We start from the raw sequence: 12,638 nt of genomic DNA, 5'->3' as shown, positions 1-12,638 counted from the left end.
GGGTCGATCCCGATTACGCCCGATTTTCCCCATGCCCACCCCCAGCAGCCCCTGGCGCCCCCGGAGAATGGCCCGGAAGAGTGAGACTCTCCATCAGCTCGGTCTAGTCCCCCGTACGGCGGTTGACGTAGCCGAGCCGGTCGCTCGGCCGCGGACCGCGTCTCACGGGCAGAGCCGCTCGACCCGCCAGTCACTCCCCTCGGCGACGTACCGCAGCCGGTCGTGCAGCCGGTTCGCCCGGCCCTGCCAGAACTCCACCGACTCGGGCACCACCCGGAACCCGCCCCAGAACGGCGGCACCGGCACGCCCTCACCCTCGGGGTAACGGGCCGCCAGATCGTCGTACCGCCGCTCGAGCACCTCCCGGCTGCTCACCGGGCTGGACTGCTCGCTGGCCCAGGCGCCCAGCTGCGAGCCGTGCGGGCGGGTACGGAAGTACGCGGCGGTCTCGTCCCGGCCCACCTTCTCCACCCGGCCGGTCACCTGCACCTGACGGCCCAGCGTGATCCACGGGAACAGCAGCGCGGCCCACGGGTTGACTGCCAGTTCGCTGCCCTTGCGCGAGCCGTAGTTGGTGTAGAACACGAAACCGCGCCGGTCGAAGCCCTTGAGCAGCACCGTCCGGGAGCTCGGCCGCCCCGCCGCGTCGGCCGTCGAGAGCACCATCGCGTTCGGCTCGGGCACCCCGGCCTGCTCCGCCTCGTGGAACCACCGGGTGAACTGGGTGAGCGGGTCGGCGGCGAGCTGCTGCTCGGCCAGGCCGTCGTGCTCGTAGTGCTCGCGCATCACGCTCGGGTCCGGAGCGGGCCGGTCCTCGGCGGGCGTCGACTGGTGTTTCGGGTGGCTTTCCGCGGTAGGCACCCCAACATCATCCCGTACGACAAGCGTCGGGTACCGCTACGCCCGGGCAAACCCAGGTGGGAGATAAGGTGTCTCGCCGCCGCTCCACCATCCGGCACGCGAGGGAATGTCCCGCTTTGGATCCCCTCGCGCCGTATTGTCCGTCAACGGGGACGGACCGGGCCCGCCAGTGACGTCAGGCCCCGGAGGAACATCACCGTGGTGGTGTCTGGCGCAATGCACTCCGTGCCTGCCACTCTGACACCGAGTGCCAACCACCAAACGGTCATCGCCGGCCCCGCCCCACCACGGCGGCCCGGCGCATCGGATCACTGAAGGAGCCGTCCATGTCCGATTTCGTACCCGGGCTTGAGGGTGTCGTCGCTTTCGAGAGCGAGATCGCCGAGCCCGACCGTGAAGGCGGCGCCCTCCGATACCGCGGTGTCGACATCGACGAGCTGGTCGGTCACGTCTCCTTCGGCCACGTCTGGGGCCTGCTGGTGGACGGCAAGTTCAACCCCGGCCTGCCGGCCGCCGAGCCGTTCCCGATCCCGGTGCACTCGGGTGACATCCGGGTCGACGTGCAGTCCGCGCTCGCGATGCTCGCCCCGGTCTGGGGCCTCAAGCCGCTGCTCGACATCGACGCCGACCAGGCCCGTGACGACCTCGCCCGCGCCGCCGTGATGGCGCTCTCCTACGTGGCCCAGTCGGCCCGCGGCCAGGGCCTGCCGATGGTCCCGCAGAGCGAGATCGACAAGGCCGAGACGGTGGTCGAGCGCTTCATGATCCGCTGGCGCGGCGAGCCGGACCCGAAGCACGTCAAGGCCATCGACGCGTACTGGACCTCGGCCGCCGAGCACGGCATGAACGCCTCCACCTTCACCGCCCGCGTCATCGCCTCCACCGGCGCCGACGTGGCGGCGGCGCTCTCCGGCGCCGTCGGCGCGATGTCGGGCCCGCTGCACGGCGGCGCCCCCTCGCGCGTGCTGCACATGATCGAGGAGATCGAGCGCACCGGCGACGCCGCCGCGTACGTGAAGAAGACCCTCGACAAGGGCGAGCGCCTGATGGGCTTCGGCCACCGCGTCTACCGCGCCGAGGACCCGCGCGCCCGCGTGCTGCGCCGCACCGCCAAGGAGCTCGGCGCCCCGCGTTTCGAGATCGCCGAGGCGCTGGAGAAGGCCGCGCTGGAGGAGCTGCACAACCGCCGCCCCGACCGCGTGCTCGCCACCAACGTCGAGTTCTGGGCCGCGATCATGCTCGACTTCGCCGAGGTGCCCGCGCACATGTTCACCTCGATGTTCACCTGCGCCCGCACCGCCGGCTGGTCGGCGCACATCCTGGAGCAGAAGCGCACCGGCCGCCTCGTGCGCCCCGCCGCGCGCTACATCGGCCCCGCCGCCCGCAGCCCGCAGGAGATCGAGGGCTACGAGTCCATCGCCCACTGAACGCACGGTTGAGGCCTGGTCACCCGCCCGGGTGACCAGGCCCCGGCACACCCCCCGGCGTGACCAGCGAAGCTCACGTCTCAGCGGGCGGAACGCCGTTCCCGCCCCCTTTCGAGAGCAGTAGGCTGCCCAACGTGGCTCAGATCCAGATCCCCGCTGACATCAAGCCCGCCGACGGCCGTTTCGGCTGCGGCCCGTCCAAGGTGCGCCCCGAGGCCCTGAATGCCCTCGCTGCCACCGGCGCTGCCCTGTTGGGCACTTCGCACCGCCAGGCCCCGGTCAAGAACGTGGTCAAGCGCGTCCGCGAAGGCGTCCGCGAGCTCTTCTCCCTCCCCGAGGGGTACGAGGTCGTGCTCGGCAACGGCGGCTCCACCGCGTTCTGGGACATCGCGGCCTTCGGCCTCGTGCGAAGCAAGTCCCAGCACCTCAACTTCGGCGAGTTCTCCTCCAAGTTCGCCTCCTCGGTCAAGGCCGCCCCCTGGCTGGACGACCCGACCGTGATCAAGACCGAGCCGGGCACCCACCCGCTGCCGGTCGCCGAGGCGGGGGTGGACGTCTACGCGCTCACCCACAACGAGACCTCCACCGGTGTCGCGATGCCGATCCGCCGCCCCGAGGGCGCGGACGCGGGCTCGCTGGTGCTGGTGGACGCCACCTCGGGCGCGGGCGGCCTGCCGGTCGACATCCGCGAGACGGACGTCTACTACTTCGCGCCGCAGAAGTGCTTCGCCTCCGAGGGCGGCCTCTGGCTGGCGACCTTCTCCCCGGCCGCCCTGGAGCGCGCCGCCGAGATCGCCGCCTCCGGCCGGTACATCCCGCCGTTCTTCGACCTGCCGACCGCGATCGACAACTCCTCGAAGGACCAGACGTACAACACCCCGGCCATCTCCACCCTGCTGCTGCTCGCCGAGCAGCTGGAGTGGCTGAACGGCAACGGCGGCCTGGACTGGGCCGTGGCCCGCACCGCCGAGTCCTCCTCGATCCTGTACTCCTGGGCCGAGAAGTCCTCCTTCGCCCAGCCCTTCGTGGCCAAGGCCGAGGAGCGCTCCCAGGTGGTCGGCACCATCGACTTCGACGAGTCGATCGACGCCGCCGCCATCGCCAAGGCCCTGCGCGCCAACGGCATCGTCGACACCGAGCCCTACCGCAAGCTCGGCCGCAACCAGCTGCGCGTCGCGATGTTCCCGGCCGTCGACCCGGCCGACGTCCAGGCCCTCACGGCCTGCATCGACTACGTGGTCGACGCGCTCTGAGGCACTGACGTGCGAAGGGGGGTGCGGCCTCGGCCGCACCCCCCTTCCGCGTTCACTTGACCAGCGAGCTGACCAGCACGACAACCAACAGCAGCAGCAGTGCGCCGCTCACGATCCGCATCCGGGTTTTGGGGTCCACGGTCATCGAGGGTACCCGGCACACCGAGGACCGCTCGCACTGCCCGCCTGCTGCCGGTAGGCGCTCGGTGCCACCCCCACCCGCCGGGTGAACAGCCGGGTGAAGTACGCCGCGTCCTCGTACCCCACCCGCCGGGCCACCGCCGCGACCGGCAGGGCGGTGCCCGCCAGCAGCTCCCTGGCCTCCGCCAGGCGGACGCCCAGCAGGTACTCCTTCGGCCCGGCCTCCCCGACCGCCCGCAGGGCGCGCCGCAGCTCGCCCACCGTGAGCCCGGCCCGCCGGGCGTGCTGGGCCACCGAGAGCGGCAGGCAGGCGCCGCGCCGCAGCACCTCAAGGACGGGCTCCCCCGCCCGGTCCAGGTCCGCCCGGTGCCGCCGCAGCTCGACCAGCAGCTCGTGCACCCCGGCCGCCGTCTCCGCCCCGAGCAGCGGCCCGCCCCGGCGGCAGGCCGCCACGATCCGGGCGATCACCCGCTGCGCGGCCTCCGCGGCCATGAGCGGCGTCACGGCCGCCCCGGGCAGCAGCCCCAGCTCGGTGTAGCCGGCCGTGCCGCCGCCGGTGAAGTCCACGAAGGCCTCCGCCCAGCCCTCCGGGCCGGGGGCGTAGTGGTGCGGCTCACCCGGGCGCAGCCAGAGCACGGCGGGGGCGCGCACCGCGTGCCGCACCCCGTCCGGCCCGACGTACCAGCCCCGCCCGCTGGTGATCACCACCGCCACCCAGTGGTCCAGCGTGCGCGGCCCCACCGTGGGCAGCCGCCCCTGCTGCACTCCCACGCCCAGGCAGGCCAGCCCGGTGGCCAGCTGCCCGGGCCCCGGCTCGAAGTACTGCCACCAACGCTCCATCCGCACCGACCTCCCCCGCGACAGTCCAACACGCCGGTGGCCCGTGTCCATGGTCCGGACGGGATCACTCCCGCAGGCTGGCCCCATGCCCACTCGCACCCTCACGTACGACCGGGGCGGCTTCCGGCTCGACGGCAGCCCGCTGCGGATCCTCTCCGGCGCGCTGCACTACTTCCGGGTCCACCCCGCGCAGTGGCCGGCCCGGCTGACCGCCCTGCGCGCGCTGGGCCTCAACACCGTCGAGACGTACGTCCCGTGGAACCGGCACGAGCCCCGCCCGGGCGCCTTCGAGCGGCTGGACGAACTGCCCGCCTTCCTGGACGAGGCGCACCGCCAGGGCCTGTACGCGATTGTGCGCCCCGGGCCGTACATCTGCGCGGAGTGGTGCAACGGCGGGCTGCCCGCCTGGCTGACCGCCCGGGTCGGCGGCCGGGCCCGCAGCGGCGACCAGGAGTACCTGGCCGCCGTGGACGCCTGGTTCGACCGGCTGCTGCCCGCCGTGGTGGAGCGCCAGCTCGACCGCGGCGGACCGGTGCTGCTGGTGCAGGTGGAGAACGAGTACGGCTCGTACGGCAGCGACCAAGCCTATCTGCGCCACCTCGCCGACGGCCTGCGGCGGCGCGGCGTCACCGTGCCGCTGTTCACCTCGGACGGGCCCGAGGACCACCTGCTGGCCGGCGGCACCCTGCCCGGGGTGCTCGCCACGGTGAACTTCGGCTCCGACCCGGAGCAGGCCTTCGAGACCCTGCGCCGCCACCGGCCGGACGACCCGCTGTTCTGCATGGAGTACTGGAACGGCTGGTTCGACCACTGGGGCCGCCCGCACCACACCCGCGACGCCGCCTCCGCCGCCGACGCCCTGCGGCGGATCCTCGCCGCCGGTGCCTCGGTCAACCTCTACCTGGCCCACGGCGGCACCAACTTCGGCACCGGCGCCGGCGCCAACCTCGCCGACCCGCCGTTCAACTCGACCGACTGGGAGCACTCGCCCTACCAGCCGATCACCACCTCCTACGACTACGACGCCCCGCTGGACGAACGCGGCTCCCCCACCGATAAGTTCACCGCCCTCCAGCACGTCCTGGCCACCGGGCCGACCCCCGAACTCCCCACCCTGCCCGAGCTGTTGCAGCCCGAGACCGTCCCCCTCGCCGAGACCGCCCCGATCCCCTTCGGACCGCCCGCCGACCACCCCACCCCGCCCACCTTCGAAGACCTCGGCCTGGCCCACGGCGTGGTCCGGTACACCTTCCGCACCCCGGCCAGGAGCCCCGAACTCCCGCTCACCGTCGAGGGGTTGCACGACCGGGCGACCCTGCTGGTCAACGGCGTCCGGGCGGCCGAGCTCGAACGAGGCGTGCCCGCCGAGCCCGTCCCGGCCCCCGGCGGCGCCCTGGTCGAGCTGCTGGTCGACTCCCTCGGGCGCCCCAACTACGGCCCGGTCCGCGATACTTGGAAGGGCATCACCGGCGTGCGCCACGAGCGCCAGTACCTGCACGGCTGCCGCACCGAGGCCCTCGACCTGGACGCCCCGCTGCCCCCGCTCACCCCCGGCACCCCGGGCCCGTTCGCCCTCGGCACCCTGACCCTGGACACCCCCGGCGACACCTTCCTCGCCGTCCCCGACGGCCGGTACGGCTACCTCTGGGCGAACGGCTTCCTGCTCGGCCGCTACGACCCCCGCGGCCCCCAGCGCGCGCTGTACTGCCCGGAGCCGCTGCTCCGGCCGGGCCCCAACACGATCACCGTGCTCGAGCTCGGCCCGGCCACCCCGCGCACCGTCGAACTGCGCGGCTCAGCCTTCTGACGGCTGCGCCTCCCACCGCGCCAGCGGCCACTTGCGCAGCGTGGTGTACCGCGACGCCCCGAAGCCCTGCTCGCTGCGCACCAGGTGCAGCTCCGCGGCCTCCCACTCCACGCCGCGGAAGTCCGCCAGCCGCTCGGCCAGCACCTGCATGCCCCCGGCGGCGGCCCGCCGTTCGGCCCGGCGCTGCCCGTGGGCGGAGCCGCCCCGGGCGAGGGTCAGGTGCGGGTGGAAGCCGTACTGGTCGGTCTCCACCCCCAGCTCGTTGACGCCGCCCCGCACCGCCTCCGCCAGCTGCCGCAGCGCCCAGACCTCCCCCGCCACCCCGGCCCAGAGCACCCGGTCGCCGAAGCAGCCGCCCCCGGCCAGCCGCAGCCGGTGCGCGCCGTGCCCGGCCGCGACCCGCCCGAGCAGCTCCTCCACCGCCGGCACCTCCGGCACCGGCAGCTCCCCGAGGAAGGCCAGCGTCAGGTGCCAGCCCTCCACCCCGGACCAGCGCAGCCGCTCCGCCTCCGGCGCCGCCCTCAGCGGCGCCACCGCGTCCACCAGCTCCTGCACCGCCGCCACCGGCGGCAGCACCGCCACGAAAAGCCTCATGCCCCCATCCTCGATCACCTGATAGACCAGGGCCATGAAGATACGTACCGGCACCGCCGAATCCGCCCCGGACGTGCTCCGTCTGCTGGACGAGGCCGTCGCCTGGCTCACCTCGCTCGGCCGCACCGGCCAGTGGGGCGACCGGCCGTTCAGCGAGTTCCCCAAGCGGGTCGCGCACGTCGACAACTACTTCACCGAGGGCTTCCTGCCCCGGCTCGCCGAGAGCGACGACGGCACCCTGCTCGGCGCCTGCGTGCTCTCCGAGGTCGTGCCCGAGTACGCCACCCCGATCGACGGGTCCGAGCTGTACCTGCGCCTGCTGGTCACCTCCCGCGAGCACTCCGGCTCCGGCGTCGGTGCCGCCCTGATCGCGGACGCGATCGAGGAGACCCGACGCCGGGGCCACCCCGTGCTGCGGGTGGACTGCTACGCGGGCGACGACCGCCGCCTGGTCGGCCAGTACGAACGCCTCGGCTTCACCCCCACCGAGACCTTCACGGTCGACCAGGCGGGCCGCCCCTGGCCGGGTCAGATCCTGCAGATGAGGGTCTGAGGCTCAGGCCGCGGTGGCCAGCGCCGCGCGCGGCACCACGGCCACCACCCGGCCGCCCTGCCCGGGGTGCAGGGTCACCCGCACCCGCAGGTCGGCCACCCGGGCCAGCACCACGGCGACCACGCCGGCGGCCAGCGCCGAGACGGCGCCGCAGGCCAGCAGACCCAGCCGGGGGCCGTACTCGGCGGTCACCCAGCCGACCAGCGGGGCGCCGATCGGCGTGCCGCCGGTGAAGACCAGCACCAGCAGGCCCATCACCCGCCCGCGCATCGCGGGCTCGGTGGCCAGCTGGATCGCCGAGTTCACCGAGGTGTTGAAGGTCAGGCCGAAGATCCCGACCAGGGTCAGCAGCACGGCGAAGGACCAGTAGCCGGGCGCGAAGGCCGTCAGCACCTCCAGCGCGCCGAAGCCCAGCGCCGCCCACACCAGCCGCCGCAGCCGCGGCGCCCCGCGCCGGGCCGCCACGAGTGCGCCGGTCAGCGAGCCGACCGCCATCGCGGTGTTCAGCAGGCCGTACTGCCCGGCGCCGACCTTGAAGGTGTCGTAGGCGAAACCCGACAGCAGGGTGGGGAAGTTGAACCCGAAGGTCCCGATGAAACCCGCCAGCACCATCGGCCAGAGCAGCTCCGGACGCTCCTTCACATACCGGAGCCCCTCCCGGAGTTGGCCCTTCTCACGGGCGATCGGCGCCACCGGCCGCAGCTCGCTCGTGCGCATCGCGAGCAGCCCGCCGATCACCGCCACGAAGGACAGCGCGTTGACCGCGAAGGCCCAGCCACTGCCGACCGCCGCGATCAGCAGACCGGCGGCGGCCGGGCCGACCAGGCGCGCGGTCTGGAAGTTGGCGGCGTTCAGGCTCACCGCGTTGGCGAGGTCCGAGGAGTCGACCATCTCGCTCACGAAGGCCTGCCGGGTCGGGTTGTCGACCACGGTCACCAGGCCGAGCAGCAGGGCGAAGACGTAGACCAGCCCGGCCGTCACCACCCCGGTGACGGTCAGCACGGCGAGTCCGGCGGCCAGCAGGCCCATCGCCGCCTGAGTCACGATCAGCAGCCGCCGCTTGGGCATCCGGTCGGCGAGCACGCCGCCGAACAGGCCGAGCAGCAGCATCGGGAGGAACTGCATCGCGGTGGTGATGCCGACCGCGAGCGGGCTGCCGGTGAGGCTCAGCACCAGCCAGTCCTGGGCGATCCGCTGCATCCAGGTCCCGGTGTTGGAGACCACCTGACCGGCGAAGTAGTAGCGGTAGTTGCGGACCCGCAGCGAGGAGAACATCCCGCGGGGTCGGGTGAAGTGCGCTCCGGTGGCGCCAGGGCCACGGGAGCCGGATGCGGCGGTGGGTGCCGCCGCGGTGCGTTCGCTGGGGTCGTCGTCGCCGGTGCCCGGCAGGCCCACGGGGGCCGGCGCCTGGAGCTCGGCGGAGACGGCGGGCGCCGTCTGCTCTGAGTTGGAGTCGTCGGTACGGGTGGCGGCGGCAGCTGCGGCCGGCGGTGTCACGTTGGTCTCCCCTCGGTGCGTGCGCGCCGCCAGGGCGACGCTCACGCGACTGGTGTCTCGTATCGGTCCTGCGGTGATGCGGTCTCCCTCTTCCGGCGCCCGGCCTACCGCCGGGCGCGCCCCCTTGCGCCCCTACAGGTGCGCGAGCTTGTACAGCACGGGCGCGGCCTGCTTCAGCTGCGCCCACTCCTCTTCGCTGAGCCCCTGGGCCAGCTCCGCCAGCCAGGCGTTCCGCCGGCGACGGCTCTCCGCGAGGATCGCCTCGGCCTGCTCGGTGGCGCTCACCACCACCTGCCGCCGGTCCTCCGGGTGCGGCTCCCGCCGCACCAGCCCCTTCTCCTCCAGCATCGCGATGATCCTGGTCATCGAAGGCGGCTGCACGTGCTCCTTGCGGGCCAGCTCGCCCGGCGTCGCCTTCCCACACCTGCCCAGGGTGCCGAGCACCCCGATCTCGGTCGGACTCAGCGACTCCTCCACCCGCTGGTGGCGGAGCCGACGGGACAGGCGCATCGCGGACGACCTCAGCTGGCTGATCGCCGCCAGGTCGTCCTCGGACATCTCGAGCATGTCCTTAGCCTACGTCATTACCCTCCCTAAAGAAAATCCGTTTCGATCACCCCCGCCCGTCCGCGCAACCCCTGTCGACCCCTGACCTGGCACTTCGTCATATCGCCACCGCACCAACCCGATTGCTGCACAGCCCCAGCTGAACATCCGGTCAAGACTTCGCAATGAACCTATGCGCAGAGCGTGAAACACCCACTCTGACCAGCCAGTTCAGCATTTTCGGCCATTTTTGCCGTGCACCTGACCAAGCAGTTACGCTCCGGAACGTCAGGAGCACAGCACGCAAGCACGCACTCTTCGCCCAGCTTGGGAGTCCTCTTGGGTCACATCGACCACGCCGTCTACGGCTGGGTGACACCGGCGCTGTCGTACCTCGCCGCCTGCCTGGGCGCCCTGGTGGCGCTGCGTTCCACCCGGTGGGCGCTGCTCAGCGAGGGCAAGACCCGCCGGAACTGGCTCGCCTTCGCCTCGGTCTCGCTCGGTGGCGGGATCTGGACCATGCACTTCATCGCCATCCTCGGCTTCGCCGTCTCCGGCGTCGAGGTGCACTACGACGTCCTGCTCACCGTGCTCAGCCTGGTGGTCGCGATCCTGGTGGTCGGCGCGGGCATCTTCGCCGTCGGTTACAGCAACCGCCCCAACCTGGCCCTGCTGGTGGGCGGTCTGGCCACCGGCCTCGGTGTCGCGGCGATGCACTACCTGGGCATGGCCGCCATGCGCGTGCCGGGCAGCGTCTCCTACAGCGCCCCGGTGGTGATCGGCTCGATCGCGATCGCCGTCTTCGCCGCCACCGCGGCGCTCTGGGCCACCCTGAACATCCGGGGCACCCGGGCCGTGCTCGCCGCCTCCCCGGTGATGGGAGTCGCGGTCTGCGCGATGCACTACACCGGCATGGCGGCGGTCTCCGTCCACCTCACCGGCGGCACCCGGCACTCGGTGGACGGCGTCCCGGCCCTGGAGTTCGTCTTCCCGCTCGCGGTCGGCTTCGGGAGCTACGTCTTCGTCGCCGCTCTGGCCTTCGCCGCCGCGCCGAGCCAGCGGGGCGGCCAGTCCGTCTTCCGCGGCCCGGCCGCCCCGCTGGCCGCCGCCGGCTCCGGCTACCCGGCCAGGCCCTAGGGCCTGGCCGGGCACAGACTGCGGAAGGGTTCGCTCCTACCCCCCGAGGGAGCGGACCCTTCCGCGCTTTCCGCTTCTGCTTTCTGCTTTCTGCTTTCTGCTCTCCGCGCTACTTCTCGGCGCCGACCAACCGGCCCTCGCCCCGGATGTGTTCGGGCGTCGCCGTCGGGCAGACCTTGTGCACGAACTCGCGCCGCAGCCGGTGGTACGGCTCGTCCGGCTCGTAGAAGTTCCGCCGCATCCGGGCCAGTTCCTCCGCCCGGTACTGCGCGAGCGGCTTGACGTCCTCGTCCGCGTCCCGCCAGCGCTTCTTCTCGAGCAGCTTGTCAGCCAAGTCCGGCGAGGCCGCCAGCTCGGCCGCCGCCCGGCGCACCCAGCCCTGGAACTCGGCCGCGGTACCGCCGCGCACCCGGTCCACCAGGCCGAGCGCGAGCCCCTCCACCGCGCCGACCGGCAGCGCCTCGGTGGTCAGCCGCTCGGCCTGGTCCGCGCCGACCCGGCGCGGCAGGGTGTAGGTCCAGTACTCGGAGCCGTACAGGCCCATCAGCCGGTAGTGCGGGTTGAGCACGGCCGCGTCCCGGCACCACACCTCGTCCGCCGCGATGGCCAGCATCAGGCCGCCGGCCGCCGCGTTGCCGGTGAGCGTCGAGACGGTCAGCTTGTTGGTGGTGGTCAGGATCGCCTCGACCAGGTCGTCCATCGCGTTGATGTTCTCCCAGGACTCCGCCGCCTGGTCCTCGGCCGCCTCGATCACGTTGAGGTGGATGCCGTTGGAGAAGAAGTCCCGCACGGGCCCGAGCACCAGGACCGAGGTCGGCCGCTCGGCGGCGGCCCGGTAGGCGGTCAGCAGCCGCCGGCACTGCTCGGTGCTCATCGCCCCACTGGGGTAGGAGAATTCGAGGTAGCCCACCTCCCCCTCCTCGCGGTAGCGCAGCTCCGACCAGGTGTCCCGGCCGGAGGCCGCGAAGGGCTTCACCGGCACCTCGGGCAGCGCCTCGGCGAGCTCGCCGAGCACCGTCACGGCGGGCAGCTTGTACGTCGCCGGCCCGCCGGGCCTGCGCCGGGCCCGCAGCTGGGTCAGCCAGACCGCGCCGTCGGTGGTCGCCCGGCAGACGGCGCCCGTCCGCCTGGCGATCAACTCGCCCGGCTCACCGCGCAGTTCGTCCTCCACATGGGCGCCGTGCAGGAAGTACTCCCGCCCGTCGATCTCGTCCAGCACCCCGGGCTGCGAATCGGCCGAGCGCAGCTTGCGCAGCACCGTCGCGGTGTCGTCCGCCCGCCAGTCGATCCGGCGGTACTCCTGGGTGTGGTACGGCCGCAACTGGCCCTGCACGTCCGGCTTCTCGTAGTCCAGCGGCTCGGGCTCGAACTGCCCGCCGGCGAACCGCTCGACGGCCAGCAGCACGGCCTCCACAGCCGCGGCGGCGACTTCGTTGCGGTACAACTCGCTCTTCCCGCAAGGCTCGACGGTGAACGGCACGGAGGCCCAGATCGGGCCCGCGTCCATCTCCGCCACGGCCTGCAGCACCGTGACCCCCCACCGCTGGGCACCTTCGTGGATCGCCCAGTCCAGCGAGGACGGCCCCCGGTCCCCCTTGGGGCCCGGATGGACGATCAGCACGGTGTGTTCGGACCAGATGTCCTCCGGGATCGCTCTGGTCAGCATCGGCGCCACGATCAGCTCCGGCTCGAACCGGGCCACGCCGTCGCGCACCACATCGTCCCCGAGGGCCAGTTCGACGCCCACCACGTGCCCACGTGCTCTGAGTTCGGCGTGGACCCGCTGGGTCAGGCTGTTGAACGCGCTCGCGATCAGGAGAATGCGCAAGGTGCCCCTCCGGCTGTGTGTCAGCTGATGTGTCGGTCCCCGTTGTGCTCCGTTCCGGCGCGGGCCCCCACCCGCGCCTGGTCATCCAATCAGGTCATGGACATGCAAGAAGGCCGAATCCGAACTTACGCCCGACATCTCGACCTTCTACCCA

11 protein-coding genes are annotated in these 12,638 nt (G+C 72.6%); 5 read left to right on the top strand and 6 right to left on the bottom strand.

Annotated features, from left to right (window positions below; translation table 11 throughout):
- Positions 1–162: 162 nt before the first annotated feature.
- Positions 163–786 carry a pyridoxamine 5'-phosphate oxidase gene (pdxH, locus tag ABT095_RS11125; protein WP_350529129.1) on the bottom strand — a complete coding sequence of 208 codons (624 nt, stop codon included), beginning with the start codon at positions 784–786 and terminating at the stop codon, positions 163–165.
- A gap of 401 nt (positions 787–1,187) precedes the next feature.
- Here pdxH and ABT095_RS11120 point away from each other — a divergent pair, with 401 nt between their 5' ends.
- Positions 1,188–2,288: a citrate synthase 2 gene (locus ABT095_RS11120; protein ID WP_350529051.1), complete on the top strand. Its 1,101-nt coding sequence runs from the start codon at positions 1,188–1,190 to the stop codon at positions 2,286–2,288.
- Positions 2,289–2,422: 134 nt separating this feature from the next.
- The gene (gene serC / locus ABT095_RS11115) at positions 2,423–3,541 is read left to right on the top strand and encodes a phosphoserine transaminase (protein WP_350529050.1); all 1,119 of its coding nucleotides are present in this window, start codon (positions 2,423–2,425) and stop codon (positions 3,539–3,541) included.
- A gap of 141 nt (positions 3,542–3,682) precedes the next feature.
- On the opposite strand, the gene ABT095_RS11110 is transcribed toward serC, so the two are convergent.
- The gene (locus ABT095_RS11110) at positions 3,683–4,522 is read right to left on the bottom strand and encodes a helix-turn-helix transcriptional regulator (protein ID WP_350529049.1); all 840 of its coding nucleotides are present in this window, start codon (positions 4,520–4,522) and stop codon (positions 3,683–3,685) included.
- An 85-nt stretch (positions 4,523–4,607) separates the two neighbouring features.
- Here ABT095_RS11110 and ABT095_RS11105 point away from each other — a divergent pair, with 85 nt between their 5' ends.
- The gene (locus tag ABT095_RS11105) at positions 4,608–6,329 is read left to right on the top strand and encodes a glycoside hydrolase family 35 protein (protein ID WP_350529048.1); all 1,722 of its coding nucleotides are present in this window, start codon (positions 4,608–4,610) and stop codon (positions 6,327–6,329) included.
- Here the strand turns inward: ABT095_RS11105 and thpR are convergent.
- Entirely contained in the window at positions 6,318–6,923 is a 606-nt protein-coding gene (gene thpR / locus ABT095_RS11100) for an RNA 2',3'-cyclic phosphodiesterase (RefSeq protein WP_350529047.1), read from the bottom strand. The genes ABT095_RS11105 and thpR overlap by 12 nt on opposite strands.
- Positions 6,924–6,957: 34 nt before the next feature.
- On the opposite strand from thpR, the gene ABT095_RS11095 reads away from it, so the two are divergent.
- A complete protein-coding gene (locus ABT095_RS11095) occupies positions 6,958–7,476 on the top strand; it encodes a GNAT family N-acetyltransferase (RefSeq protein WP_350529046.1) in 519 nt (172 codons plus the stop codon).
- Positions 7,477–7,479: 3 nt separating this feature from the next.
- Here the strand turns inward: ABT095_RS11095 and ABT095_RS11090 are convergent, their stop codons facing one another.
- Both ABT095_RS11090 and ABT095_RS11085 read right to left on the bottom strand, forming a co-directional pair.
- Positions 7,480–8,751, bottom strand: a complete 1,272-nt coding sequence (locus ABT095_RS11090; protein WP_502884858.1) for an MFS transporter — start codon at positions 8,749–8,751, stop codon at positions 7,480–7,482.
- A 354-nt stretch (positions 8,752–9,105) separates the two neighbouring features.
- A complete protein-coding gene (locus tag ABT095_RS11085) occupies positions 9,106–9,540 on the bottom strand; it encodes a MarR family winged helix-turn-helix transcriptional regulator (RefSeq protein ID WP_350529044.1) in 435 nt (144 codons plus the stop codon).
- A 318-nt stretch (positions 9,541–9,858) separates the two neighbouring features.
- On the opposite strand from ABT095_RS11085, the gene ABT095_RS11080 reads away from it, so the two are divergent.
- Entirely contained in the window at positions 9,859–10,656 is a 798-nt protein-coding gene (locus ABT095_RS11080; protein WP_350529043.1) for an MHYT domain-containing protein, read from the top strand.
- Between the two features lie 109 nt (positions 10,657–10,765).
- Here the strand turns inward: ABT095_RS11080 and ABT095_RS11075 are convergent, their stop codons facing one another.
- Positions 10,766–12,484, bottom strand: a complete 1,719-nt coding sequence (locus ABT095_RS11075) for a hydrogenase maturation protein (RefSeq protein WP_350529042.1) — start codon at positions 12,482–12,484, stop codon at positions 10,766–10,768.
- Between the last annotated feature and the right edge of the window lie 154 nt (positions 12,485–12,638).

The sequence above is a fragment of the Kitasatospora sp. NPDC002227 genome (assembly GCF_040296285.1).
In the GTDB taxonomy this organism is placed as follows: Bacteria; Actinomycetota; Actinomycetes; order Streptomycetales; family Streptomycetaceae; genus Kitasatospora.
The sequence above is the reverse complement of the archived record's forward strand: the minus strand, read 5'-3'. Positions and strand labels throughout refer to the sequence as shown.